23 protein-coding genes are annotated in these 25,958 nt (G+C 69.2%); 13 read left to right on the top strand and 10 right to left on the bottom strand.

Annotated elements, in window-relative coordinates:
* Nucleotides 1-12 precede the first annotated feature (12 nt).
* The 3 genes from ACFWO8_RS13990 to ACFWO8_RS13980 all read right to left on the bottom strand — a co-directional run bounded on the left by ACFWO8_RS13990 (nucleotide 13) and on the right by ACFWO8_RS13980 (nucleotide 3,581).
* Nucleotides 13-870 carry an SDR family NAD(P)-dependent oxidoreductase gene (locus tag ACFWO8_RS13990; protein ID WP_378949668.1) on the bottom strand — a complete coding sequence of 286 codons (858 nt, stop codon included), beginning with the start codon at nucleotides 868-870 and terminating at the stop codon, nucleotides 13-15.
* The gene (locus tag ACFWO8_RS13985; RefSeq protein ID WP_378949666.1) at nucleotides 867-2,462 is read right to left on the bottom strand and encodes an SMP-30/gluconolactonase/LRE family protein; all 1,596 of its coding nucleotides are present in this window, start codon (nucleotides 2,460-2,462) and stop codon (nucleotides 867-869) included. Before ACFWO8_RS13985 ends, ACFWO8_RS13990 begins: the two co-directional genes overlap by 4 nt.
* A 312-nt stretch (nucleotides 2,463-2,774) precedes the next feature.
* Nucleotides 2,775-3,581 (bottom strand): FadR/GntR family transcriptional regulator, encoded by an 807-nt coding sequence (locus ACFWO8_RS13980; RefSeq protein ID WP_378949664.1) that lies wholly within the window; start codon nucleotides 3,579-3,581, stop codon nucleotides 2,775-2,777.
* Between the two features lie 124 nt (nucleotides 3,582-3,705).
* Between ACFWO8_RS13980 and ACFWO8_RS13975 the strand changes: the two genes are divergently transcribed.
* From ACFWO8_RS13975 to ACFWO8_RS13940, 8 genes are all read left to right on the top strand, one after another.
* Nucleotides 3,706-4,875, top strand: coding sequence for an acyl-CoA dehydrogenase family protein (locus tag ACFWO8_RS13975; protein WP_378949662.1), 1,170 nt, complete (start codon nucleotides 3,706-3,708; stop codon nucleotides 4,873-4,875).
* 494 nt (nucleotides 4,876-5,369) lie between these two features.
* Nucleotides 5,370-6,242: an acyl-CoA dehydrogenase family protein gene (locus ACFWO8_RS13970; RefSeq protein ID WP_378949784.1), complete on the top strand. Its 873-nt coding sequence runs from the start codon at nucleotides 5,370-5,372 to the stop codon at nucleotides 6,240-6,242.
* A 5-nt stretch (nucleotides 6,243-6,247) separates the two neighbouring features.
* On the top strand, nucleotides 6,248-7,021 hold the full coding sequence (locus ACFWO8_RS13965) for an enoyl-CoA hydratase/isomerase family protein (protein ID WP_378949660.1): 774 nt from the start codon (nucleotides 6,248-6,250) through the stop codon (nucleotides 7,019-7,021).
* 128 nt (nucleotides 7,022-7,149) lie between these two features.
* Nucleotides 7,150-8,382, top strand: coding sequence for an acyl-CoA dehydrogenase family protein (locus ACFWO8_RS13960; RefSeq protein ID WP_378949782.1), 1,233 nt, complete (start codon nucleotides 7,150-7,152; stop codon nucleotides 8,380-8,382).
* Entirely contained in the window at nucleotides 8,379-9,419 is a 1,041-nt protein-coding gene (locus tag ACFWO8_RS13955; protein WP_378949658.1) for an acyl-CoA dehydrogenase family protein, read from the top strand. The genes ACFWO8_RS13960 and ACFWO8_RS13955 overlap by 4 nt, the downstream gene beginning before the upstream one ends.
* Before the next feature lie 196 nt (nucleotides 9,420-9,615).
* Nucleotides 9,616-10,614, top strand: coding sequence for an NAD(P)H-dependent flavin oxidoreductase (locus tag ACFWO8_RS13950; protein WP_378949656.1), 999 nt, complete (start codon nucleotides 9,616-9,618; stop codon nucleotides 10,612-10,614).
* A gap of 135 nt (nucleotides 10,615-10,749) precedes the next feature.
* Nucleotides 10,750-11,358, top strand: a complete 609-nt coding sequence (locus tag ACFWO8_RS13945) for a TetR/AcrR family transcriptional regulator (protein WP_378949654.1) — start codon at nucleotides 10,750-10,752, stop codon at nucleotides 11,356-11,358.
* On the top strand, nucleotides 11,355-11,951 hold the full coding sequence (locus ACFWO8_RS13940; RefSeq protein ID WP_378949652.1) for a GNAT family N-acetyltransferase: 597 nt from the start codon (nucleotides 11,355-11,357) through the stop codon (nucleotides 11,949-11,951). The genes ACFWO8_RS13945 and ACFWO8_RS13940 overlap by 4 nt, the downstream gene beginning before the upstream one ends.
* A gap of 89 nt (nucleotides 11,952-12,040) precedes the next feature.
* On the opposite strand, the gene ACFWO8_RS13935 is transcribed toward ACFWO8_RS13940, so the two are convergent.
* The 5 genes from ACFWO8_RS13935 to ACFWO8_RS13915 form a co-directional block, all read right to left on the bottom strand.
* Nucleotides 12,041-13,732 carry a class I adenylate-forming enzyme family protein gene (locus tag ACFWO8_RS13935; protein WP_378949650.1) on the bottom strand — a complete coding sequence of 564 codons (1,692 nt, stop codon included), beginning with the start codon at nucleotides 13,730-13,732 and terminating at the stop codon, nucleotides 12,041-12,043.
* 12 nt (nucleotides 13,733-13,744) lie between these two features.
* Nucleotides 13,745-14,938, bottom strand: coding sequence for a MaoC family dehydratase N-terminal domain-containing protein (locus ACFWO8_RS13930; RefSeq protein ID WP_378949648.1), 1,194 nt, complete (start codon nucleotides 14,936-14,938; stop codon nucleotides 13,745-13,747).
* A gap of 12 nt (nucleotides 14,939-14,950) precedes the next feature.
* Nucleotides 14,951-15,934, bottom strand: coding sequence for an MDR family oxidoreductase (locus tag ACFWO8_RS13925; protein WP_378949646.1), 984 nt, complete (start codon nucleotides 15,932-15,934; stop codon nucleotides 14,951-14,953).
* 102 nt (nucleotides 15,935-16,036) lie between these two features.
* Nucleotides 16,037-16,813 (bottom strand): SDR family NAD(P)-dependent oxidoreductase, encoded by a 777-nt coding sequence (locus ACFWO8_RS13920; protein WP_378949644.1) that lies wholly within the window; start codon nucleotides 16,811-16,813, stop codon nucleotides 16,037-16,039.
* Complete coding sequence (locus ACFWO8_RS13915; protein WP_378949641.1) at nucleotides 16,810-18,327, bottom strand: class I adenylate-forming enzyme family protein; 1,518 nt, start codon at nucleotides 18,325-18,327, stop codon at nucleotides 16,810-16,812. The genes ACFWO8_RS13920 and ACFWO8_RS13915 overlap by 4 nt, the downstream gene beginning before the upstream one ends.
* A 74-nt stretch (nucleotides 18,328-18,401) precedes the next feature.
* On the opposite strand from ACFWO8_RS13915, the gene ACFWO8_RS13910 reads away from it, so the two are divergent.
* The 3 genes from ACFWO8_RS13910 (at nucleotide 18,402) to ACFWO8_RS13900 (ending at nucleotide 21,836) form a co-directional block, all read left to right on the top strand.
* The gene (locus ACFWO8_RS13910) at nucleotides 18,402-19,622 is read left to right on the top strand and encodes a CaiB/BaiF CoA transferase family protein (protein WP_378949639.1); all 1,221 of its coding nucleotides are present in this window, start codon (nucleotides 18,402-18,404) and stop codon (nucleotides 19,620-19,622) included.
* A 175-nt stretch (nucleotides 19,623-19,797) separates the two neighbouring features.
* The gene (locus tag ACFWO8_RS13905; RefSeq protein WP_378949637.1) at nucleotides 19,798-21,069 is read left to right on the top strand and encodes an acetyl-CoA hydrolase/transferase family protein; all 1,272 of its coding nucleotides are present in this window, start codon (nucleotides 19,798-19,800) and stop codon (nucleotides 21,067-21,069) included.
* A complete protein-coding gene (locus ACFWO8_RS13900; RefSeq protein WP_378949635.1) occupies nucleotides 21,069-21,836 on the top strand; it encodes an enoyl-CoA hydratase/isomerase family protein in 768 nt (255 codons plus the stop codon). Before ACFWO8_RS13905 ends, ACFWO8_RS13900 begins: the two co-directional genes overlap by 1 nt.
* Nucleotides 21,837-21,890: 54 nt before the next feature.
* Here ACFWO8_RS13900 and ACFWO8_RS13895 read toward each other — a convergent pair whose 3' ends face one another.
* Nucleotides 21,891-23,120 carry an acyl-CoA dehydrogenase family protein gene (locus ACFWO8_RS13895; RefSeq protein ID WP_378949632.1) on the bottom strand — a complete coding sequence of 410 codons (1,230 nt, stop codon included), beginning with the start codon at nucleotides 23,118-23,120 and terminating at the stop codon, nucleotides 21,891-21,893.
* Between the two features lie 28 nt (nucleotides 23,121-23,148).
* The gene (locus ACFWO8_RS13890) at nucleotides 23,149-24,285 is read right to left on the bottom strand and encodes an acyl-CoA dehydrogenase family protein (RefSeq protein ID WP_378949627.1); all 1,137 of its coding nucleotides are present in this window, start codon (nucleotides 24,283-24,285) and stop codon (nucleotides 23,149-23,151) included.
* A gap of 143 nt (nucleotides 24,286-24,428) precedes the next feature.
* Between ACFWO8_RS13890 and ACFWO8_RS13885 the strand changes: the two genes are divergently transcribed.
* Nucleotides 24,429-25,718, top strand: coding sequence for a cytochrome P450 (locus ACFWO8_RS13885; protein ID WP_378949624.1), 1,290 nt, complete (start codon nucleotides 24,429-24,431; stop codon nucleotides 25,716-25,718).
* Nucleotides 25,718-25,906 carry a ferredoxin gene (locus ACFWO8_RS13880; RefSeq protein ID WP_378928246.1) on the top strand — a complete coding sequence of 63 codons (189 nt, stop codon included), beginning with the start codon at nucleotides 25,718-25,720 and terminating at the stop codon, nucleotides 25,904-25,906. Before ACFWO8_RS13885 ends, ACFWO8_RS13880 begins: the two co-directional genes overlap by 1 nt.
* Nucleotides 25,907-25,958: the final 52 nt, after the last annotated feature.

Genomic DNA, 25,958 nt, shown 5'->3' with positions numbered 1-25,958 from the left:
CTGATGCGTTCGTCAGTGGGTGATGGCGGCGCGGAAGTCCTCGTTCTCGAGGAACAGCGAGGTGTGGTCACCGCCCAGATGGGTCCAGCGCAGATTCAGGCCGCCGTCGACGAGCAGCGTCTGGCCGGTGAGATAGGTCGACAGGTCCGAGAGCAGGAACAGGATCGGCCCGGCCTGTTCGCCGGGCTGTCCGCGCCTGCCCATGGTGATGGCGCGCCGGTCGCGGTCGGGGTCGGCGCCGACATAGGCGCGCGAGGCCGGGGTCTCGGTGACGCCGGGCGCGACCGCGTTCACACGGATGCCATCCTGGGCCAGCTCCACGGCGAGTGTCCGGGTGGCCGCCACGAGGGCGGCCTTGGCGGTGCCGTAAGCGATGTGGAAGGGCGCGGTGTTCATCCCGCTGATCGAGGAGACCGAGACGATCGACCCCGGGTTGCCCTGTTCTCGCAGTGCGTTGGCCACGCCCTGGCTCATGAAGAACATGGTTTCCAGGTTCTGGGCGAACAGCGCACGCCAGTCCTCCCGGGTGACGCGGGTGGCGGGCATCCAGGTGGCGGGGTCGGCGCCGCCTGCCACGTTCACCAGTCCGTGCAGGCTGCCCGGCAGGTCGGCGACCCGCTCCAGTACCTTCGCGATCCCCTCGTCGGTGCCGGCGTCGGCGGCGACCGGGATCACCGAAAGTCCTTCGGCTGCCAGGGGATTGATGTGGGAGTCGAGATTCTCCTTGGACCGGCTCACCGCCACCACGGTTGCCCCGGCGGTGGCGACCAGGCGGGTGACCGCCGTACCGATGCCACCGCCGCCCGCGCCCGAGACGATGACGATCCGCCCGCCCAGCCCCAGGCCCGCGAAGCCTGCCGCCGCGCTCATGCCTGCACCTGCAGTGCGAGCACACTGCCCTCGGCGTCGGCGGAGACGTAGACGGTGCCGTCGGGCCCGGCGGTGATGCCCGCGAACGGGCCCATCGGACCGGAGAACGGCGGCGTGCCCAGCAGTGGCTTGGCGACCACACCCTCGGGCACACCCACCGGCAGGTTCGCCGCGACCACGCCGCGGACCTTGGTCGCGAGGTCGAACTCGATCAGTGCCTTGAGCCCGACATCGACGATGAGAAGTTGATTGCCACGCACCAGGATTCCGTGCGGCGTGTCCAGACCGTCGACGACGGTGTCCACCCCGCCGCTGCCGATCGAGACGATCCGCCCGCTGCCGGACTCCGAGACCAGCACGGTGTCGTCGGGGCCGACGGCCACACCGAGTGGGCGGTCCAGACCGCTCGCCAGCACCTCGACCGAGCCGCCGCGCAGCGAAAGCACCCGGCCCGCACCGAATTCGGCGACCACAACGGTGCGATCCGCGGTGGCGGCGACGCCATAGAGCTGGTCGTAGCCCTCCGCCAGCACCTCGGTGACGGGCTCGGGTCCCGGTCGGTAGGAGGCGATCTCGCCCGAGGAGGTCGCGACCACGAGCTCGCCGGGGCCGACGGCCGTGACGCCGCGGACATAGCCGGGAGTGTTGAGGCTGAACAATGAGGCGACCTGGGTGAGCCCGGTGTCACCGAATGCGTAGAGGTAGGTGCCGTCGGCGACGTAGAGGGTGCCGTCGGGAGTCACGGTGAGATCCAGCGGCCACATCAGACCGCCTTCCAGAACGGCTTTCGTGGCGCCGCCGGTGAGGATCTCGGTGATCTCGCCGGTGAAGCTCGACACGAACAGCCGGTCGCCGACGAAGGCGCAGTTGTCCAGACCGGGCGCGAGCGCGGCCAGTACCTGCCGCTCGCCGGTGCGCGGATCGATCCGCAGCACCTCGCCGGTGCCGACCTGGGTCGAGACGAGGTAACCCTGGGCATCGAACTTGACCGAGTCGGGCACGCCGAGATCGCCGACGACCCGTTCGGGTTCGCCGCCGTCGGGATCGATGCGCCAGATGTCGTTGGTGCCCATGACCGGGTAGTAGAGAAGCCCGTCGGGACCGAACTCCATGGCATTGGGCATCGGCAGGTTGTCCTGCAGGACGCGCGGGGCGCTGCCGTCGAGCGGCAGTTCCAGCAGGCGGCCGCCGACCCGGCACTCGTTGACGAACAGCCTGCCGTTGTGGAAGGTGATGCCGTTCGCGCCGGGCAGGTCGGCACGCAGTACGCGCGAGGTGCCGTCGGGGCTGCGCACGCTGACACGGGCGTCCATGTACTCGGTGGCGATGAGATTGCCCTCGGTGTCGAAGGCGAGATCGTCGGGGGCGACGATGTCGCCGCCTTTGGCGCTGACGGTCTCGAGTTCGCCGGTGGTGACGTCGAGAGCGCTGATCTGGCTGCCTGCCACCTGCGCGACGTAGACGCGGTTGTCCGCCCCGGTGCGTAGGCCGTTGGCGCCGAAGAGGCGGCTCGGTGGTGTGAGTCGGCGCAGGCTCCAGCCCTCGGCGACGGTGAATGGTGTCTCGCTGCGGTAGCGCGCCCCTCGGGTCACTGTGGGGCCCTCCCCTACGGTCGGATCAGTGGGTGTTGCGGGTCACGGTACGTCAATCCTCACAATGATTGCAATACTGGATTATCCCGAGGGGAACCCCTGGTCAGCGCGCATTCTGCGAGTGCGGGCATGGCTGTATGACGAGGCGCTCCGAGGGGTGATGCGGGGCCGCGAGAGCGGCGATCGAGGTCGGGCGACTCGTCGAAAAGGCAAGGGAACTAGATATGCAAGAACGTGAGAATCAGATTATCCAAGACCGGGTATTGATGGGCCGGTATCCGTGAATCCGCTGGTGCAGATGGATATCCGGGCTCAGATCCGGGTGCTCGGCCGCATCCGCGTCGTCGGCCGGGCGCCCTGGGGTGACGCGCTGATCATGTCGGCGTCGTACCGTTCGAGCACCAGGCTCTGGGTGGCCGCGAGGTGGCTGCGGTAGAGCCGCTCGGCCTCGGCGGCGCGACCTGCCTCGATCTCGCCCGCGATCCGGCGGTGCGTGCGCACGGCGGCGTCGGCCTGCTCGCGGGAGGGGTACTTGCCCTCCTGGGTGAGTTCCACCGCCCATGCCTGCTCCTGTGCGGACCACAGTGTCACCAGCGAACTCACCATGTAGCGCACGGTGAGATTGGGGGTGTGGGCCACGATCAGATCGTGGAATTCTCTTGCGGTGTGGGTGAATTCGGCGCCGTCATCGAGCAGCTCCGCGGACTTCTCGACGTTCTCCAGCAGGGCGGGCACCACCGTCGTGGCCCGGTCGGGCCGGCCCGCGCAGGCGGCCGCGCACAGTGGCTCGAACATGCGCAGGCCGACGGCCAGATCGCCGAGCGTCACCCGGGCGCCCTGCAGGGCGAGGCCGAGATGGTAAGCGGCCGAGGACTCGTCGGGCCGGTGCACCTCGGCGCCGCCGACATTGCCGCGGCGGACGGTGACCAGGCCCTCGGTCTCCAGGATGCGCAGCGCCTCGCGGATCGACGGGTAACTGACACCGAAGTCCTGGACCAGCTGGTCCTGGGTGGGCAGCCGGTAGTCCGCGTCGCCGGTCAGGATCCGGGCGCGCAGTTCGGCGGCGACGGTCTCGGCGATCCGGCGTTGCGGCACCCGCCCCCGGCGTGGGCCGGTCATGCGGCTCGCCTGTCGCGCACTGCATCCCGGGTCGTCGTCTCCGCCATGGGCGGGAGTCTAGTCGTGGCGCCGTTGACCCCACAAATATTGCTATCCTTATGAGGATTGACGTACGGTGCGTCGTATGGACTTCACCATGGGCGAAGCCGCAGCGGGTCTTCGCAGCGAGCTCCGGCGGTTGATCGCCGCGGAGGTTCCGGACGATTTTCTCGGTGCGTTTACCGACGACCCCGCCGATCTGGCGACGGCTCAGAAATTCTGTGGCGTGCTCGCCGAGCGTGGATTGCTCTGTGCGGCATGGCCGGAGCGTTTCGGCGGACAGGGCGCTTCGGTGTGGGAGCAGACTGTGGTGCGCGAGGAGATGTGGGCACACCATGAACCGCGCGGCGCGCAGTACATGGGTGTCAACTGGGTCGGGCCCACTCTGATGCGGCACGGCACCACCGAGCAGCAGCGCCTGCACCTGCCGCCCATCGCGGCGGGCGAGGTGATCTGGTGCCAGGGGTTCTCCGAGCCCGACGCCGGGTCGGACCTGGCCTCGCTGCGCACCACGGCCCGCCCCGACGGCGACGGCTGGCGGATCTCCGGGCAGAAGATCTGGACCTCCTACGCCACCATGGCGCAGTGGTGCTTCCTGCTCGCCCGTACCTCGTCCGGTGGCCGTAAACAGCAGGGGCTCACGGTGTTCCTGCTGCCCATGACGGCACCCGGCATCGAGGTCCGCCCGATCCGCTCCATGCTCGGGCCGCACCACCTCAACGAGGTCTTCTTCGACGACGTGCCCGTCGGACCGGCCGATGTGCTCGGCACCGTGGACGAGGGCTGGGCCGTGGTCCAGGAGGTGCTGGCCTTCGAACGGGTCGGCATCGCCCGCTACGCCCGCTGCGAACGGCTGCTGCAGCTCGCGCCGACCGCACTCGGCGAACGCTGGGATACCTTGCCGTCGGCCCTGCGCGGCCGATGGGCACGGGCGCTGACCCGGGCTCGGCGGGCCCGGCTGCTGGCGTATCAGGTTGTCGCCATGCAGAACACGGGTCGGGTGGCACCCGGCGACGCCGCCGCCTACCGGATCGCGGTCACCCGGCTGGATCAGGAGAGCGCCGCGCTGCTCACCGAATTGGCCGCCCACGTGGCCGACGAAAAGGGCACCCGTCGGCAGTTCCGCCGCGCCGTCGAGGACCACTGGCGCTACGCGAACGCCGCGACCGTGGCCTCGGGCAGCGTCGAGATACAGCAGATCCTGCTGGCCAGGTCGCTGCTGTCCGGAACCCGACGATCAGGGGCGGCGGCGTGAGTTCGGCCGCGATACCACCAGGGGGCCACATGTTTCTCGAATTATCCAGCGAGGCCGCCGAATTCGGTCTCCAAGCCTTGCGCGCCCTGCGTGCCGCGGGCGGTGACGACCTGGTCCAGCTGGCCGAGGCCGACCCGACGATCCGGCGCACGACGATCGCGGCCGTCCTGGAGCGCCTCGGCGCGTGGGACCTGAGCCCGCGGCGCGACCCCATCGAATTGGAAGCAGCTGCGGCACTGTGCCGCAGCGCGGGCTACTGGGCCATCCCGTATCCGGTGGCGGAGCGCCTGTCCCGGCCGGACGACCTCGATGTCGACGCCATCGTCGTGGTGGCCGGGCCCGAGCCCGCCGCCGCGATCGACGGCCTCGACCTGCGGGTCGTCGCTGTCGATCCCGATGGTCGGCGGGGCACGGTCACCGCTCGTCGCGCCGGAAGGCTCACCGGGCTCGACGCGGAAGTCGATGAGGAAACCGCTACCCGGCCTGACACACGGATGGGCGGGGAGCCCGCTGCGCGTCTCGGACATGGGGTCGATCGCGAGTCTGTCGTCCGGCCTGATGTGGAAGCCAACGGCGGCACCGCTATTGAGCCTGACGAATGGACCGGCGGGGCGTCGGATGGCGGGATCACGGTCGAAGCCGGTGCGGGGGCCGGTCGGGGTACCGTCGCACGGCCTGGCGCCGGAACGGGTGGGGAGTTCGCTGTCTGCCTGGGTGGGGGGTCTGGCGGGGAGTTCGCTGTGCGGCTCGGCGGGGGAGTCGGTGGGGAGTCCGTCGGACGAGCCGGTGGGGGAACGGTGGAGGGGACCGTTGTCCCGGCGGACGGGAGGACCGCGCGGGAGACCGTATTCGTGACGCCGATTGCTGTGCGGCCCTTGGATACTCGCGGTGCGGATGATCTGGCCTTGGCGTTGGTACTGCCGTGTTGGACGTTGCTGGGAATGTTGGACCGTGCGATGGAACTGGCCGGGGATCACGTGCTGGTGCGGGAGCAGTTCGGGCGGCGGCTGGCGGATTTCCAGTCGGTGCAGTTCCAGCTGACCGATGCCGAAGTGGAGCGCAAGGGGGTAGAGATGCTGGCCCGATACGCGCTGTGGAGCATCCAGACCGGACAGCCCGACGCGGTCGCCGACGCGCTCGCCTTGCGGCTGGCCGTGCTGGAAGCCGCCGAGATCGTCTTCCGGGTCGCGCATCAGGTGCACGGCGCGGTCGGGTTCTGTGACGAGACGACGCTGTCGTGGCTGTCGCGGCACAGTCTGCCGCTGCGGCGGCTGCCGCTGGGCATCACCGGCACCGAGGACCTGCTCACCCGTCGGATCGGTGCCCGCGGGCTGGCCGGTCCGTTCTCCGATCCACGAGGAGCGTGACAGGCGTGAACCCGCTGCCACCCGGACTCACCGTGACCGCCGACGGCCCCGTGCGGACCGTGCTGATCGACCGGCCCGACGCGCTCAATGCCGTGAACGCCGACCTGCACCGCGCGCTGGCCGAGGTCTGGCGGCACCTGGCCGCCGACACCGCGGCCAGGGTGGTCGTACTCACCGGTGCCGGAAGGACTTTCAGCGCAGGCGGCGACCTTGACTGGATCACCTCCTTCCTCGACGACCCGGTCGCCCGCGACGAGAGCATCCGGGAAGGCGCGCAGATCATCGAGGAGATGCTGCGCTTCCCGCTACCGGTGATCGCCGCCGTCAACGGTGCCGCGGTCGGCCTCGGCGCGAGCATCGCCGTGCTGTGCGATGTGGTGCTGATGTCGGAGCGGGCCTACCTGGCCGATCCACACGTCGCGGTCGGACTGGTGGCCGGAGACGGCGGCGCCGCCTTCTGGCCGCTGCTCACCCCGATCCTGCGCACCCGCGAATACCTCTACACCGGCGACCGCATCGACGCCGCCACCGCTGTCGACGTCGGCCTGGCCAGCCGCGTAGTCGCCCCGGACCAGCTCCTGACCGAGGCACTCGCCCTCGCCCACCGAATCGCTGCTCAGCCACCCGAAGCGGTTCGCGGCACCAAGCGTGTCGTGAACATGTACCTCAGCCAGGCACTGGCCGGCCCGATGCAGGCCGGCTTCGCCGCCGAGATCGTCTCCATGCAAACCACCGAGCACCGCGACCGCCTGCTCGCCCTCCGCCGAAGCGCCCGATGACACCGGCGGATGAGGCGCGCTCGGGCCCGACGGCACCGGCAGATGCCATGCACGACAACCCGATAACTCCGGCGGATGTGCTGGGCGCCCAGTCGACGGGCCTGGCGGATTCGGCGGAAGCTCGCTCGATGGCGTCGACCGATGGGGTGGGCGTGGGGGAGCGTTGGCCCGCTGACCTTTCCGCGTTCCGTGCGCATGTCCGCCACTGGTGTCGCACGCAGATCCCCGGCGATTGGCGGCAGACCCAGTTGGGTGCCTCCGACGCGGAATTCGCGCGGTTCCAGCAGGATTGGTTCCAGCGGTTGCGTGCCGCCGGTTTCGCGGTGCCGCACTGGCCCGTCGAGTACGGCGGTGGGATGCCGGTCGGGCATCAGATCGTGCTGTATCAGGAACTCGCCGCCCATGATGCGCCCCGGCTCGTGCTCGCGTTCGTCGCCATCCATCACGCGGCCGCCACCCTGCTTGCGGCGGGTACCCCCGAACAACGCGCCCGGCATCTGCCCGCCATTCTCGACGGCGAGATCTGGGTGCAGGGCTTCTCCGAACCCGACGCTGGTTCCGACCTGGCCGCTCTGCGGACCGCCGCCCACCGCGACGGCGACGACTGGGTCATCACCGGCCAGAAGGTGTGGGCCAGCGGCGCCCAGTATGCGGACTGGTGCCTGTTGCTTGCGCGGTCCGATCCGTCCGTGCCTGCGCGACAGGGGATTTCGTTCTTCCTGCTGGACATGCGCAGCCCCGGCATAGAGGTGCGGCCCATCCGGCAGGCCACCGGCGAATCCCACTTCTGCGAGATCTTCCTCGATCATGTGCGGGTGCCCGCGAGCGCGCTGATCGGCGCGGAGCACGGCGGCTGGCAGGTCGCCCAGCGCACGCTCGGGGCCGAACGCGGCCTGACCATGCTCGAACTGGCCGAGCGGCTCGGCAATGCGGGGTTCCGGATGCTGCTGGCCGATGCCGCGCGCCCCGATCCCAGCGGACGCGCACTGGACGACCCGGTGGTGGCCGATCGCCTCGCCGAACTGGAGATCGAGATCACCGGCCTGCGCGCGCTGTGCCGCGACCTGGTCGAACGACACGTCGCGGGCACGGTCGGTCCGGCAGACGCCTCGGTGGTGAAGCTGTACTACAGCGAACTCCTCCAGCGGATGACCGATTTCGGCGCCGAACTGGGTGGGGTGGCCGCGCACACGGTGCTGCGCAAACCGATGTCGGGCGGTTGGGAGTCCGGCGCCTGGGTACTGGATTTCCTCGGCTCCTGGGAGTGGACCATTCCCGGCGGCACCAGCGAGATCCAGCGAACCATCATCGCCGAACGCGGCCTCGGGCTGCCCCGCGAACCGTCGGGAGACAAGAGATGACCGACTTCGCCGAATTCCACGACGAACTACGCGCCCTCGCCCGGGACCTGCTGGCGAAATCGGCGGGCGAGCCGGTGCCGTGGGCCACCATCACCGAAGCCGGCTGGCCGGGGCTGGCCGCGCCGTCCGAATTCGACGGTGCGGGAGCCACTTTCGCCGAGGTGGCGGTGTTGCTCGGCGAGGTGGGCCGTGCCGCCGCCGTCACGGCGCTGCCCACGGTGCTGGCACTGTCGGTCCCGGCACTCGCCGAGGTCGCCGCGGACGACCTGCGCGACACTATTTTCCGCGAGACGGTCGCCGGCCGCGCGGTGCCGGTGCTGGTCCTCGACACGGGCGATACGGACCCGGCCTTCGTCCTGGAATCCGGTCCCGCCGGATCCGTGCTGACCGGATCGGCGGCCTTCGTTCTGGACGCACCGGTCGCAGACCTGCTGCTCGTCCCGGTCCGGGCGAGCGACGCGCTCGTCGCGGTGGTCCCCGGCACCACCGGATTGACCATCACCCCGACACCGCTGGTCGACGCCACTCGCTCGGCCGCCGCGGTGACCGCCGATCGAGTAGCCGTTCATGCCGTGTGGCGCTTCCCCGACCACAAGGCACCGGAAACGCTCCGCGCACGAGCCGCCGTCGCGGTGGCCTGTGACTCGCTGGGTTCCGCCGAGGCCATGCTGGCGGCGACCGTCGCCTATGTGCGCGTGCGCGAACAATTCGGGCGACCGGTCGGCTCGTTCCAAGCGGTCAAGCACTCCTGTGCCGACATGCTGGTGCAGGTCACCGTCGCACGGCACCTCGTCGCCGCCGCCGTCCAGGCGATCGCCGAGGGTTCGGCCGAGGCGACGTTCGCCGCCGCGCGAGCGAAGTCGTACACGACCACCGCCGCGGTGCGGGTGGTCGGCGCCGCACTCCAACTACACGGCGGATTCGGCTACACCTGGGACAGCGGCATCCACGTCCACCTCAAACGGGCGACCTTGAACCGCGCGCTCTTCGGCACGCCGTCCGAGCATCGGCGAATGCTGGCTGCCCGGTATCGCTGAGTCCGTCGCGATCCCGCGACACCAGAACCGCACACCCGCGGATCACCCCGCCGCGCGAATGGCGTCAGGCGCGGTGATCCACGCCACGATCCCTATGCAACTGGTTGCATAGGGCCCTGCCTGCGTCCTACCGTGCTGGTACTGACGTAACCGCCCGGCGGCTCAGCCGCTGGTCCGTCCTGTTTCGGAGGATTCAATGGCACTGCCCCAGTGGCTCTCCAGCCGCCTGTCCCTGCCCGTGGTCGCCTCGCCGATGTTCATCGCGTCGGGCCCCGAGCTCGTCCTCGCCCAGTGTCAGGCCGGAATCGTCGGATCGTTTCCGGCGCTGAACGCGCGGCCCGCCTCGCTGCTCGGTGACTGGCTCGATCGCATCGTCGAGGAGAACGTGGCGTACGCGGCCGCGAATCCGGAGGCGGTGGTGGCGCCGTTCGCGGTGAATCAGATCGTGCACCGCTCCAACGACCGGCTCGAGCAGGACATGGCGGTCATCGTCGAGCACAAGGTGCCGATCGTGATCAGCTCGCTGGGCGCGCGGACCGAGATCAACGACGCCGTGCACTCCTACGGCGGTCTCGTGCTGCACGATGTGGTCAACAACCACTTCGCGCGCAAGGCGATCGAGAAGGGCGCCGACGGGCTCATCGCGGTCGCCGCGGGGGCGGGCGGGCACGCCGGAACCCAGTCGCCGTTCGCGCTGATCCAGGAGATCCGCACCTGGTTCGACGGTCCGCTGCTGCTGTCGGGTTCGATCGCGCACGGCCGGTCGATCCTGGCCGCGCAGGCCGCCGGCGCCGACCTGGCCTATGTAGGCTCGGCGTTCCTGTCCACCGCGGAGGCCAATGTGGCGCCCGACTACCGGCAGATGGTGGTCGACTCGTCCGCGTCCGACATCGTCTACAGCAACCTGTTCACCGGCGTGCACGGCAATTACCTGCGCGGCAGCATCGTCGCCGCGGGCCTCGACCCGGACAACCTGCCCGAGTCGGACCCTTCGAGGATGAACTTCGGCTCCTCCGGCACCGACGCCAAGGCCTGGCGTGATGTCTGGGGCGCGGGCCAGGGCATCGGCGCCATCACCGAAGCCGGAACCACCGCCGAACTCGTCGCGACCCTGCGCGGACAGTACGAGCAGGCCTGCGGTGACCTCGCGTCCACCGTCGGCCACCTCGCCGGTGCGATGGCGCCTGCGCGCTAGGGCGAAGGTTCCGGCGGTATCGGCACCGCCGGAACCTCCGTGCGCTTGGCCGTGTTGATCAAGTCGGCCTTGATCCAGATCCAGTGCCCACCCGCACCCGTATAATGAACAAGAGTTCATTCTATCGGAGCAGGGTTGACGAGAACACCAGAGCAGAACGCGGCGATGCGCGACGCGACGCGCGAGTCCATCGAGGGCGCGGCCGTCCGTGTCTTCGCGAATCGCGGATTCACCGCGTCGAGCATCAGGCACATCGCGGAAGAGGCCAGTCTCAGCACGGGGTCGATCTACCGCCACTATGCGAGCAAGGAAGCGCTGTTCGACGCGCTGCTCGAGCAGGCCGCGTCCGGTCTGGTCGCAGCGTCTGCTGCGCTCTTGAGTGACGCGGATCCGCTCACCCTGGTGCGCGACTTCACGTGCGTTTTCCTGACCGACCTCGCGAACGGGAACGGCGAGGCCGAGTTCTTCCTGGTTATCAACCAGGGGTTTCTGACGGATACCCCGGTCGGAACCGCGGAGCGGCTGGCGACCGCCCAGCGCCCACTGTGGGACGCCTTCGCAGCTCTCGTGCGTCGCGGTCAAGCGGCCGGTCAATTCGAGGACGGCGAGCCTGCTCAGCTGACGGCCTACTACTTCGCGATGTTGTCCGGCATCGCCGGCATGCGAACGGTCATCCCGGGCGTGATGACCGAGACAGGCGTCGACCTCGTGCTTCGCCTGCTGATACGAAAAGGAGCCTCGTGACCATCGAGCTCGAGCGCGGCGACGCGCTGGGCGAGGGATACCGCCGGCGTATCACCGAGGTCCTCGTTCAGGGATTCGCCGAGGACTTCGAGTATTTTTCGAAGGACCCACGGGCCCTCGCGGACGCATTCGAGCACATGATCATCCTCGAGCGCTTCTACGTGGCGCTGGTCGACGGGGAACCCGCCGCGATCGCATCCGTCACGGAAGGCAGTCAGGAGTGCTTCGAGCCCAACCGTCGAGAGATGCAGCGCGGACTCGGCGGGCTGCACGGCCTGATCAGCTACTTCATCGTGCGGAGTCAGTTCCTCGGAGCGTACGACGGTGCGTGTCCCGGTCTGGCCGAGATCGGCTTCGTCACCACCGCACCGCAGCGCCAGGGGAAGGGCGTCGCGACGGCGCTGATGGGGCACCTGCTGCAGCTGCCGTACGACGAATTCGTGCTTCGCGACATAAAGGACAGGAACGCACCCGCGCTCGGCCTCTATCGGAAACTCGGTTTCAGCGAATCGAGCACTCGTCCGGTGAGGTTCGCCGCCCGTGCCGGGTTCTCCGCGTACGTATCGATGACTCTGAAGACGACTGCTCGCTAGGCCGTGTTGGACACCTCGTCAGAGATCTCCTGTCGCGTCACGGTTCAAGGCTCACCCAGCCGACAGCGAAACCGGTTGATCAACGCGGCCTAGGTCGCGAGCCGGGCCGCGGCCAGTTCGCGCAGCTCGGCGGACTTGATCTTGGCGCTGCCGGTGAGGGTGAGATCGTCCTCGCTGTAGAGCAGCACGTGCCGGGGCACCTTGTAGCTGGCCAGCCGTTCCCGCAGGAACGCCCGGATCGCCTCGCCGTCGAGGGTGGTGTCGGCGTGCGGAACGACGCAGGCCACCACGACCTCGCCGAGGGTGTCGTGCGGAATGCCCACGGTGCGGCCGACTTTCACACCCGGATAGCGGTTGAGCTCCTCGTCGACCTCGAGTGGGGAGACATTCGCGCCGCCGGTCTTGATGATGTCGGTGAGCCTGCCCTCCCAGTACAGCCTGCCGACTTCGTCGAGGTATCCGCCGTCGCCGGTGTGGAAATAGCCGTCGGCGTCGAGGGTTTCGTCGAGGGGGATGCCGACGTAGCCGAGCATCAGGGTGGGGCCCTTGACGCAGATCTCACCGCGTTCACCGCGCGCCAGGACGGCCCCGGTGAGCGGGTCGACGATCTTGATCGTATTGCCGGGTAGCGGTTCGCCGCTGCTGCCCGCGATCGTGTCTTCGGGGGTGTTGGCGGGGAAACACGTGGTGATGGTGAAGGTTTCGGTATTGCCGTAGGCGTGTCCCGGCTCGGTCCAGGTGGTGGTCACCGTGGGATGACGGGCGGCCGGATAGTCGACGTCGACGAACCGCAGGGTGCTCAGATCCACGGTCGCCCAGTTGTGCGCGCCTTCGAGCTGGGCCCACTGATGGGGCCAGGCGACCGGGAAGTTCACCCGTTCGGACTGCATCAGTTCCAGTGCCGCCGCGCCGTCGAAGGTCGATTGGAGGATCAGCGACCCGCCCGCGGCCAGGGTCGAACCCAGTGCCTGCCCGAAATTGCCGGACCAGAAGAAGCCGTTGGCGGTCCAGCAGCGGACGTGGTCGTCGGGTCCGAAACCGAACATCCGCCGGAACCGCCACATCTGGATCGTGACACCGCGATGCGCGCTCCGAACTCCCTTGGGCTTGCTCGTGGTTCCGGAGGAGAAGAACAGCACGGCGGTATCGCTGGGTGACACGGTGGCCGCGGCGGCCTCGACGAGTTCGACCGGTTCGGAATTCCCGGCGGCCACGAACGCGTCCCAGGTCTCGATCGCGCCACCGTCCACCGGTGCGCCGACCGCGGCGAGGCGGCGCAGGAACGGGTAGGCCGACGACCGCACCGCCCCGGGAGCCGCCGTACCGATCTCCGGTTCCAGTCCGGTGAGAACTGCCGCGAAATCCTTACCGGCGACGGCACGTTCGAACAGCAGCACCGAAACACCGGACAACCCCAGCAGGTGCTCCAGTTCCGCGGGCGTGGAGAACGTGCTCAGCGCCACCGCCACGCCACCGGCCAGTGCGGTCCCGAAAACGGCAGCCAGCCATTCCGGTCGATTCGTCATGAGCACGCCGACCCGGCTGTCCTTGCCGACCCCGGTGGCGCGCAGCGCGCGCGCCACCGCGACGGACTGTTCCCACAGCTCGTCATAGGTCCAGCGGGTGACATCGGTGCCGTCGTGGAAGACGAGCGCTTCCCGCTCGCTGTAGAGCCGAGTCACCTCCCGCAGGAAACCGGGCAGGGTGAGTGCGCCGAGCCCGGATTCCTCGGCCAGTGGTGGACCGGACGCGACGGCCCGGTCCGAAACTTCCTCGGTCATCGTCGACCTTTCTCAGAACGGCAGTTCGACCTCGGCCACGCATTTCACGAGCGTGCCGAAGTTCTGGTCGGTGAGCTTCAGTTCCACCTCGACCAGCGGGGCACCCCAGGTCGAATGGGCTTGTTTGCCGATGATCTCGGCATCGAAATAGGTGACGTCGCCCTCGAAGGCGGGTAGCCGGAAATCGGCCTTGGTGTGGCGCACCATGCCGTCGTTGCCCGCCCAGTACGCCAGATAATCGGTGCACCAGGCGCCCATCGTCGCGCCGTAGCCGTAGGCGCGCGCCATGCCGACCTCGCCGGCCTTGTCGGCATCGATATGACCGCGGGAGGGGCCGACATAGAGCCCGTCACGCAACCGCGGATCGATCTTGGCGCCCTCTTCGTCGAATCCGAAACCCTCGGTCCAGCCCGGATCCTGATACACCCACGGATCCGCGATCCCCTCGGGCGCGACCCAGCCGAACGTGCCCCAGATATTGAAGAGGAAGGCGCGGTATTCGGTGGTGAAACTCGCGATGGAATGCGGGCCGATCACCCGGCGCGGCAATTTGTCGCCGACTTTCACCTCGTCGAAATGCGGGGAGACGCCGAGGCGATTGGAATGCAGCCACTCGGTGCGTAGTGTGTCGACTTCGGCCAGTTCGGCGGCCGTCCAGCGCTTGATCTCACCGACCTGGTTGTCGTACATACCGCGCTTGGTCGCCTCCTCGGCGAGGTAGCGAATAGCGGTCGAACGCTCGCGCGCGACGAGCGCGCCATGCTGATTGCGATGGGTGGTGTCCCCGCGCGAGAACATGGTCGGCCCCGCGAATTTCGTCTCCGCGACCTTGTAGTCGTGGAAACGGCGCTCCTGGAACAGGGTGTCGCCGGGACGCACCGGCGTTCCGTAGAACCACCACTCCTCGCCACCGAAGATCAGGTGACTGCCGGGGATGCGGCCGACGCACGCCGGTGCCGCGCCGTGCCCGTAATCCAGTGCGACCGCAATGGATTGGGGTGCGATCAACCCGCCGTAGCGGGACTCCCCGGCGAGTTCCTGATCCCAGTGCAGCGGATTGGGATAGTCCATCGCCATCACCCAGCGGCGGATGTCGGAGGTGCTGCACGGATCCCACAGCTGCCCGCCGCCGATCGGTTGCCCGACTCGGTGCTCGACATCGCTGAGGTCGAGTTCGACTGCGGCGCTGCGCTTTTTCGTTGGCACGGATACTCCTGTTCAGCGGTTGACGTCGACGACGAGACGGCCACGCACGGTGCCGTCGATGAACCGGTTCGCGGCGGCGATCGCCTCGCTCAGCGGGACCTCGGTGGCGATGGTGTCCAGGGTGGCGGGATCGAGGTCGCGGGCCAGCCGCTCCCAGGCCCGGATCCGGCGCGGTGCCGGCGCCATGACGCTGTCGACGCCGTAGAGGGTGACCCCGCGCAGGATGAACGGGGCGACGGTGCCCGGCAGGTCCATGCCCTGGGCCAGACCGCACGCGGCGACAGCGCCGCCGTAGCGGACCTGCGCGCTCGCGTTCACCAGCGTGTGGCTGCCCGCGGCGTCGACCACACCCGCCCAGCGTTCCTTCTGCAGCGGCTTGCCGCGCTCGGCCAGTTCGGCCCGGTCGATCACCGTGCTCGCACCGAGATCCTTCAGATAGCCTGCCTCGGCGGGCTTTCCGGTGGCCGCGGCCACCGTGTACCCGGCGGCGGCGAGCAGGGCGATCGCGACACTGCCGACGCCGCCGGTCGCGCCGGTCACCAGGATCTCACCGTCGGCCGGGAGCAGCCCGTGACCCGCCAGTGCCTCGACGCACAGGCTCGCGGTGTACCCGGCGGTGCCGATCGCCATCGCCTGGCGGGCGGTGAAAGCCGCAGGCTGGGCGATCAGCCAGTCGCCGCGGACGCGGGCGCGCTGGGCGAGGCCACCCCAGTGGGTCTCGCCGACGCCCCAGCCGTTGAGCACGACCTTGTCACCGGCCGACCAGTCCGGATGACTGCTCTCGGCCACGACCCCGGCCAGGTCGATGCCCGGCACCATCGGGAACGAACGGACCACCGGTGATGTTCCGGTAATGGCCAGTGCGTCTTTGTAATTGAGCGTGGAGTACGCGATGTCGACGGTGACGTCGCCCTCGGGTAGCGCGTCGTCGGACACGGTGGTCGCGCTGACTTCGGGTGGCGTTCCGCTCTTCTCGATAAGGATGGCCGAGAACATGGGGATTACCCCTCTCTCCTGCGAGAATATAATTCTCGCGTTGGTATGGATATGTTTTCATCGGGAGTGTTCGGTGTCAATCGCCCGGAACGGGCGGTGTCGTCAGCGGGCGGTCCAGCCGCCGTCGACCACAATCGTCTGCCCCGTGACGTAGCGGGCGGCGTCACCGGCCAGCCAGGTGATGGCGCCGAGCATGTCCTGGGCGGTGCCCTCCTGGGGGAGGGGGGTGTTGCGGCGCAGGTACTCCGCGCCGCGCTCGCTGTCGTAGAGGCTGTCGGTGATCTCGCTGCGAAAGAAGCCGGGCGCGACGGTATTCACCCGGATGGAATGCCGGGCCCACTGGACCGCGAGTTCGGTGGTGAGCCCGGACAATCCGGCCTTGCTCGCCGCGTAGGACGCCTGCGGAATGCCGGGGACGCCGACCCGGCCGCTGATCGAGGAGACATTGACCACCGACCCGCCGCCCGCGTCGCGCATATGCGGAAACAGCGCCTTCGCCAACAGGAACGGCGCAACGAGGTTCAGGCCGAGGGTGTGCTGCACGGCATCGAGTGGTTCGTCCTCGGCGCGTGCCGTCGTGAAGCGGTTGCCTGCCGCGTTCACCAGGATCGTCGGCGCGCCGAGCCGGTCGGCGACCCGCGGTGCCACGGTGGCGATCTGCGCCGGGTCGGCCAGATCGCAGACGACGGCGAGTCCGTCGACGCGGTCGGCGAGTTCGGTGAGCCGATCGGCGCGCCGGGCCACCACCGCGACCCGGGCGCCCAGGCCTGCGAGGGTCTCGGCCACGGCGGCGCCGAGTCCCGAGGACGCGCCGGTGACCACGGCGACGCGGCCGGTGAGATCGAACAGTTCGAGTGCCTTGTCGCGCTTGTCGCTCATCGGTTCTCCTGCTGGGCGGTGACGAGTGCGGTGAGCCCGGTCCGCTCCACCTTGCCCATGGCGTTCACCGGTAGTGCGTCCACCCTGGCCCAGATCTCGGGGACCTTGTACCCGGCCAGCTCGCGTCGGCACAGCCTGGCCAGCTCATCGAAATCCACGGTGCCGCTGTCGCTTTCGACGACAGCGGCGACCTTCTGGCCGAGCCTTTCGTCCGGGACAGGGCAGACCGCGACCTTGGTGACCCGGGGGTGGGTGGCGAGCACCCGTTCGACCTCGAGGGGGTACACGTTCGCGCCGCCGCGGATGATGACCATCTTCTTGCGGTCCAGCACCGACAGGCGGCCCTCATCGTCGACGGTGCCGATGTCGCCGGTGGCGAACGGGCCCGGTTCCGGTGGATGTACGGCGCCGTCGGACCAGTACCCGAGGGTGGGGCGCCAGAGTCCTGCCCAGGGTCCGTGCGTGGCGGCGGCCAGGCGGAGTTCGCCGAGGGAACCCGGTGGCAGTCGCCGGTTCTCGTCGTCGTAGGCGGCGACATCGAGGTGGGGGAGGACCCGGCCGCTGCTGCCCGGCGTCCAGTCGGTGCCCGGCGGATCGATGGCGACGACCGTTGGTGCCTCGGTGAGGCCGTAGGTGGTGCGCGGGACGAGGCCGTGGTGGGCGGCGGCGAAGGTGGTGCGGACCGTGTCTGGGGTATCGCTGCCGCCACTCCAGACCTCTTGCAGTGAAGCGAGATTCGCGTCGGGCTTGCGGGCCAGGTCGTAGAGCTGGGCGGGGGCGCCGTTCCACACCGTCACCCGATGAGCGGCGATCCACTCGGCGACTCCGTCGACATCCCGGCGGTCCATGATCACCGCGCACCCGCCGACCTGAGCCGTGGTCAGGGTGGACAGCACCATCATGTTCAAGATGGTGAGCGGGAAACTGTCGCCGCGGCGCAGGTCAGGGCCCCAGCCGCGGGTGGCCGACACGACCGCGCCGGGCAGTAGCAGATTGCGCTGACTGTGGACCACGGCCTTCGGTCGCCCGGAGGTGCCACTGGTGAAGGCGATGCCCGCGGGCGCGTCGATGTCGTGGGTGCGGGTGGGTGCGGGGTCGGCTTTCGGGACCAGGTCTGCCCAGTGGTCGGGGTGTACGGCGTGCGGTGAGCTCGCGCCCCAGCGGGGACCGGCCAGCACGACAGCGGGATCGCACAGGTCGTGGAGGTACTGTTGCTCAGCAGGAGAATTCGCTTCTCCGATGCCGGTCCAGATCGCTCCGATGCGCTGCGCGCCGTGGAACGCGGCGACGACGGCGAGGTCGTTGGGCAGGCAGGCGGCGACCCGGTCGCCGGGCCGGACACCGAGCGACCACAGCGCTCCCGCAGCGCGAGCGGCCTGTTCGTCGAGGTCGGCGTAACTCCACGTCCCCGAGGCGGCGATGATCGCGGGCGCGCCGGGGCGCTCCCGCAGCGGATCGTCGAGCACGGTCGCGATGGGGCGCGGGGCACGGATATTGCCGGTGAAGCTGTCCACGACTTCCTTGATAGCACTATCCTTGCAAAGATTCACCAGATAGCCCGATCGGGTGGTGGTCGAAAGGGGACGCGATGGAACACACAGGTCCGCTCGCAGGGATTCGGGTCGTCGACCTGACCGCGATGGTGATGGGCCCGTACTGCACGCAGATCATGGCCGACATGGGCGCCGAGGTGATCAAGATCGAACCGCCGCGCGGTGACGACACCCGCTACATCTCCGTGGGTCCGGAGCCGGGAATGAGCGGGGTCTTCGTCAATGTCAACCGGGGTAAACGCAGTGTGGTCCTCGACCTGCGGACCGAGGACGGCGCGGCGGCCCTGCGCGAACTGATCGCCGGGGCCGACGTTTTCGTGCACTCCATGCGGGCGGCGGCGATCGAGCGGCTCGGTTTCGGGTACGCCGAGGTGGCCGCGCTGAATCCGGCCATCGTCTACACGAACTGCTACGGCTACGGCCGCGGCGGGCCGGACTCCGGGCTGCCCGCCTACGACGACACCGTTCAGGCCGCGTGCGGGCTGCCCTACGTGCAGGAAATGCTCACCGGCACACCGGGATACGTGGGCAGCATCATCGCCGACAAGGTCGCCGGGCTGACCGCGGTGTACGCCACCACGATGGCGTTGCTGTATCGGGAGCGAACCGGCGATGGCCAGGAGGTCGAGGTCGCCATGTTCGAAACGATGGCGGCGTTCATGCTGGTCGAACACGGTAACGGTGCCATGTTCACCCCGCCGCTCGGCCCCGCGGCCTACCCGCGAGCGGTGACCCCGGACCGCAGGCCCTACCGGACCGCCGACGGTTATCTGGCGGCCCTGGTCTACAACGACAAACAATGGACCGCGTTCGTGGCGGCCGTCCAACCGCCCTGGGCCGGACCGGAATTCGCCACCCTGGCCCAGCGCGCGGCCCGGATCGATGTGGTCTACGCCCGCCTCGCCGAGACCTTCGCCGAACGCACCACCGAGGAGTGGCTGACGATCCTGCGCTCCCTCGAGATCCCGGCCGCACCGGTGCGCTCCCTCGACGACCTCTTCGACAACGAACACCTCGCGGCCGTCGGCTTCTTCCAGACCGTCGACACCGCCGACGGCCCCGTCCGATTCCCCGGCCCACCCGCCCGCTTCTCCCGCACCCCGGGCCGAATCGCCGGTCCCGCACCACGACTCGGCGCCGACACCGAAGCGGTCCTCGACCAGCTCCGCTCGGCCGTCCCGGGGACAGCGCGGATATCAACCACCGAGTCGCGCACGCGTTCCGACTCGGCCGTTCCGGGCGGGTGGGCCCGATGACCGCCCGCCGCACCGACGGTGTTCCTGCGGGCAGGCTCGGCTGTCCCTGGCAGGTGGGTCCGATTGGCCGGGGTGTGGCATCGGTGCTGCCCCGGTTCAGCTTTCCAGGTGCAGGCACTGCTGATCTCTGGGGCGCGTCCCCGGTGCGATTCGGCGTTCTCGCGCGGGTGGCCGAATGACCGCCTTGCTGTCGGCCGCCGAAATCGACCTGCGGAGGATTCTGCGGCCCGGCGACCGGATCGTTGCCGGGCAGGCGTGTGGTGAGCCGACCACTTTGATCGAGGCGCTCATCGCACAGGGTGGCGAGATCGCGGACCTGTCGCTGTTCATCGCGACCAGCTTCTCCGGCTTGCTGACGCCGGCCGCGGCGGCGGTGTTCGAGCCGGTGAGCATGGGGGCGATCGGTGCGCTGCGGGGGCTCACGGCGGAGCATCTGCTCAGTGTGGTGCCGTGCCATGTCAGCCGGGTCGGGCCGATGATCGAGGCCGGTGAGTTGCGCTGTGATGTCGCGTTCGTTCAGGTAGCGCCTGCCGACGCGGACGGCACGCACAGCCTGGGCCTCATCAGTGACCATGTGCAGTCGGCGATCCGCGCGGCGCGGGTGGTAGTCGCAGAGGTCAACGACCGGGTGCCGCGCACCGCGGGTGAGCGGATCCACGCGACCGACATCGACTACGCGATCCGGGCCTCGCTGGATCCGGTGCGGGTCACCGCCGCCGCGATCGGGCCGGTGGACGAGGCGATCGCCCGCAACGTCGCCGAGTTCGTCGAAGACGGCACGGTGCTGCAGGTCGGGATCGGCGCCGTGCCGGACGCGGTGCTGCGGCTGCTGCGCGACCGTACCGATCTCGGTGTGCACTCCGGCATGATCGGCGACGCCCTGGTCGATCTGGTGCAGACCGGAGTGGTGACCAACGCGCGCAAGGAGATCGATCGCGGGGTCTCGGTGACCGGCGCGCTGATCGGCACCGAGCGGCTCTACCGGTTCGCCGATCGCAATCCGCTGATCCGCATGTGCACCAGCGCCTATACCCACGACCCGGCGGTGCTCGGGCAACTCAGCCGCCTGGTCACGGTGAACTCGGCCGTGGAGGTGGACCTCACCGGGCAGGTCAATGCCGAGCAGAGCGGCACGGCGTATTTCGGTGGTACCGGCGGGCAGGTGGACTTCGTGCGCGCGGGTCTGCGGTCGCCGGGTGGGCGGTCGGTGATCGCGTTGCAGTCCACCGCCCGGCGCGGGACGGTGAGCCGGATCTGCGCGGCGCTGTCGGGGCCGGTCACCACCGCGCGCAGTGACGTCGACGTGATCGTCACCGAATACGGTGCTGCCGCGCTGGCCGGGCGGACACTGTCCGAACGCGCCCGCGCGCTGATCGCGGTGGCGCACCCCGACTTTCGCGACGAGCTGGACCGTGCGGCCCACGAGATCCAGCGGAGAGGATTCTGATGTCCGAGGACGCGGTGCTGTTCGAGGCCAGGCCGGACGGGATCGCGGTCATCACCCTGAACCGTCCCGAGACCCGCAACTGCCTGGCCCGTGACGTACGAGCCGGATTGTTCGCGGCGTGGGACCGTTTCGAGGCGGACCCGGCACTGCGGGTCGCGGTGCTCACGGGTGTGGGCCGCGCCTTCTGCGCCGGTGGGGACCTCAAGGAGATGGTCGCCACGGGTATGACGGTCCCGCCCCGCGACATGTTCCCGGTGCCCTACGACACCGTGGAACTGAGCAAACCGACGATCGCCGCGGTCAACGGCGCCGCCTTTGCCGGCGGCTGGATGATCGCTCAGGCCTGCGATCTGTGCGTCGCCTCGACCGAGGCGAGCTTCGCCGTCACCGAGGTGAAGGTGGGCCGCAGCTCGCCATGGGCCGCACCGCTGATCCACATGATTCCGCAGCGGATCATGATGGAGATCCTGCTGACCGGCAAGCCGATCGACGCCCGCCGCGCCTACGAGATCGGCCTGGTGAACCGCCTCACCGAACCGGCCGACCTGCTCCCCGTCGCACTGGAACTGGCCCGCGAGATCGCCGAGGCGGCACCACTGTCGGTGCGCGCGGCCCGCGACACGGTCATGCTCGCCACCGAGATGGGCCGCGCGGCCGCGCTCCAGGCGGCCCGGCACGCCTCGGTGCCCTGCTACCAGAGCGCTGACGCACAGGAAGGGCCACTTGCCTTCGCGGAGAAGCGAACTCCGCGCTGGACCGGCCACTGACCCAGCGCCCGTGAGCGGCTCCGCATCGGAAACGCGCAGCCGCTCACCCGGACCTCATCGACCGTGGGGCACCTGATCGAAGGGCACATCACGGTCGGCGCTGTCCTCGCGTGGCATGCCGAGAACCCGTTCGCTGATGACATTGCGCGCCATCTCGGTGCTGCCGCCCGCCAGGCTCCACGCGGCGCGGAACAGGTAGTCCAAGCCGACGGTTTCGGTGTCGGCCTCGGCGCCCGCGGTGTAGGTCGCGCCGTCGGATCCCGCGATGCGCAGGGCGGTGTCGGTTTGTAGCCAGGCGTTCTCGGCGGAGAACAGGCGGGGGATCGCGCCTGCGGTGGGTGGCAGGGTGCCGGTGGTGATGGCGCGGGTGACATGGGCGATGAGCTGGTCGCGGACCACGTTCATGGCGCGTGCCGCACCGATGTCCTCGCGCACGCGCGCGTCCGCCGACTGGCCGGTCGCCTTCGCCAAGCGCAGCAGCTGGTCGGCCTCGCCGCCGAGGTGCGGGCGGGCGCCGCTGGTGTAGGGCGAGGTGCCGCCGAGGGCCGCCCGTTCGTGGAAGAGCAAGCGCGAGGCCGCTTCCCAGCCGCCGTCGACCCGCCCGACCACCGCGTCCGCGGGCAGCACCACGTCGTCGAAGAACTCCTGGCAGAACTCGGTGGAACCGGTGACCTGCTTGATCCGCTGCACCGTGACGCCCGCGGCGTGTACCGGCACCAGGAACAGGGTCAGCCCTTGATGTTTGGGCACCGACCAGTCGGTGCGGGCCAGGCACAGGCCGTAGTCGGCGGCGTAGGCGCCCGAACTCCAGATCTTGGAGCCGTTGAGAATCCACTGGTCGCCGTCGCGGTCGGCGCGGGAGGTGAGCCCCGCCAGATCCGAGCCACCTCGCGGCTCGGACAGGAACTGCACCATGATCTCGTCACCACGCAGCACAGCGGGCAGATGAGCTCGCTTCTGCTCGTCGGTGCCGAGATCGAGCAGGCTGGCCGCGCAGATGGCCAGCGTCGGCACGTTCAGCAGCAGCGGCATCTCGTAGGGGAGTGACTCCTCGGTGAAGGCCTCCTGATGCTCGGGACTCAGGCCGAGACCGCCGTATTCGGTGGGGAAGCAGATCCCCGCGAACCCGCCGTCGTGGAGCAGGCGCTGCAACCGGCGAGCCCGCTGCCACGCCTCCTCGGTATCGGCGGGGGCGGTCGTCGGCGGTGCCGCGGACATGTTCGCTTGCAGCCAGTTCCGTGCCCGGAGCCGGAATTCCTCGACGGTCTCGATGTCGGTGGTCATACGACGATGCCTTCCTGAGGTGACGCGGTCATGCCGCGGAGTCGAGCAGATCGGTGATGTGGCGGCGGTGTTCCTCTGGCGTGCCGTACAGCGCGCGACCGAGGGTGATCCGGCGGAGGAACAGGTGCAGATCGTGCTCCCAGGTGACGCCGATCCCGCCGTGCAACTGCACGCAGTCCTGGGCGATCACCGGAGCCTTCGCGCCCACATACGATTTCGCGATGCTGATGTACTCGTCGGTCTCCGGCGCCTCGGCGTCCCAGGCGGCGGCCGCGGCGAACACGGTGGCGCGGCAGGCCTCCAGCCAGGTCTTGTTGTCGGCCATGCGGTGCTTGAGCGACTGGTACGAGGCCAGCGGTCGCCCGAAGGTGTAGCGCTCGAACAGCCAGGTCAGCGTGCGAGTGAGGGCGTGCTCGGCCGCACCGGCGGACTCCGCTGCCGTGACGAGCGCGGCGGCGCCCGCCTGCGCGCGCACCGCGGCCACTGCCGCGGCGCCGGAGTGGGTCACCGCGTCGGTGCCGACGACGACGTCGTCGAACACGACCTTGCCGGTGCGCCGGCTGAGATCGATGGTCCAGGTCGGGCTGACGGTCACGCCCGGCGTTTCGGCGGGCACCAGCAGCTGGATCGGGCCGTCGGGACCGGTCGCGGTGACCAGGAACAGGTCGGCCTGATCGGCCGCCTCCACCCGATCCTTGACCCCGGTCAGCCGGTAGCCGGAACCGGCGGGCACCGCCCGGGTGCCGCCGGCCTCGCCGGTGAGCACACCGAAACCCGCACCGGGCTCGTACACCGCCCAGGTCACCAGGAGCGTCCCGGCCACGATCGCGGCGACCGTCTCGGCGAGGTGATCGGCGGTGGCCCGCAGGCCTGCCAGCGCCGCGGTGGTGGTGACGAACGGGCCGGGCGCGGCGGCCCGGCCGAGTTCCTCGGCGACCAGGGCCAGCTCGGTCATCGGATGCCCGGAAACCGAACCGCCGCCGAGACTTTCGGGTACCAGCATCGCCGTCCAGCCGAGTTCGGCGCCGCGTCGCCACCAGTCCCGATCGAAGCCGGTTCCGGCGTCGGCGAGCGCGCGCACGGTCTCGGTCGGGACGGTGCCCGCGAGGAATTCGCGGGTGGTCATCTGAAAAAACCGCTGGTCCGCGGTGGGATCGTGGGGCATGAGGTCGGTCCTCCGGTTGACGCGCAGCGAGCAGTGTGGAAATCTCATACTCACATGTGAGAGGCTTATTCTCAATCACGGAAGTCGACTGGCACCAACATTCGCTGGGTGGCGTCGACCGGAATCTCGAAGGGACCCGTCGCGTGGTGAACAACTTCCAGGATCTGGACTTCTTCCTAGGACAGGAGCTGGTCGCAGATCCGTACCCCTACTTCGATTCGCTGCGCGAGCAATGCCCGGTGACCCGCGAGCGCCATCACGACGTGATGATGGTGACCGGCTACGACGAGGCACTCGAGGTCTACAACGATGTCGACCGGTTCTCCTCGTGCATCGCCGTCACCGGTCCGTTCCCCGGATTCCCGGTTCCGCTGGACGAGAACAGCGATGTCGACGCGGTGATCGCCGAGCATCGCGACAGCCTGCCGATGAGCGATCAGCTGCCGACGCTGGATCCACCGACCCACACCGACCACCGTGCGCTGCTCATGCGGCTGATCACGCCGAAGCGGTTGAAGGAGAACGAGGAGGCGATGTGGTCGATCGCCGACCGCATGCTCGACCACTACCTGGTCACCGGCGGCGACTGCATGCGCGAATTCGCCGGTCCCTTCACGCTGTACGTGATCGCCGACCTGCTCGGCGTGCCGAGGGACGACCAGGACGAGTTCCTGCACACCCTGCAGCGCGACCCGCACCGCGAAGGTGCCAGCGTGGGCTCCACACAGGGTGAAGGCATGTCGCACAACCCGATCGAGTTCCTGTACAGCAAGTTCTCGGCCTACATCGAGGACCGCCGCCGCAACCCGCGCAACGACGTGCTCACCAGCCTGGCCACCGCGACGTTCCCGGACGGGTCGCAGCCGGAGGTCCTCGATGTCGTGCGGGTGGCCGCGAACGTCTTCTCGGCCGGTCAGGAGACCACGGTCCGGCTGCTGAGCTCGGCACTGAAACTGATCGCCGAACGGCCCGACATCCAGGAGTACCTGCGCGCGGACAAGAGCCACATCCAGAACTTCATCGAGGAGTCGCTGCGGATGGAGAGCCCGGTGAAGGGCGACTTCCGGCTCGCCAAGACGACCTCGACGGTGGGTGGGACCGAGGTGCCGGTGGGGACCGTGCTGATGGTCGTCAACGGTGCGGCCAATCGCGACCCGCGCCGCTTCGACGATCCGACCACTTTCGATCCGGCGCGCTCGAATGCCCGCCAGCACATCGCCTTCGGACGTGGCACGCACACCTGCCCCGGTGCGCCGCTGGCGCGCGCGGAGGCCAGGATCGCCATCGAGCGCTTGCTGGACCGCACCACCGATCTGCGGATCGACGAGACGGTGCACGGGCCCGTGGAGGAGCGGCGGTACAACTACCTGCCGACCTTCATCCTGCGTGGGCTCACCTCGCTGCACCTGGAATTCGACACCGAGGAGGCCTGATGAAGGTGACCGTCGACGCGGACCGCTGCCGTGGCCACGGCGCGTGTCTGGGGTTGTGCCCTGAGGTCTTCACGCTGAACGTGGACGGCTATGCCGAGACGGCCGCGGGTGCGGTGCCGGACCATCTGGTCGGTGCGGTGGAGGAAGCGGTGTCGGCCTGCCCGGAGCAGGCCATCGTCGTGGAGTGAGGTGAGGGGTTCCGTTGCGGTGCAGCGGAGCCCCTCTCCAGGTGTGACCCGG

The sequence above is a fragment of the Nocardia sp. NPDC058480 genome, from assembly GCF_042720495.1.
In the GTDB taxonomy this organism is placed as follows: Bacteria; Actinomycetota; Actinomycetes; order Mycobacteriales; family Mycobacteriaceae; genus Nocardia.
Note: the sequence above shows the minus strand (reverse complement) of the source record. Positions and strands in the feature narration are given on the sequence as shown.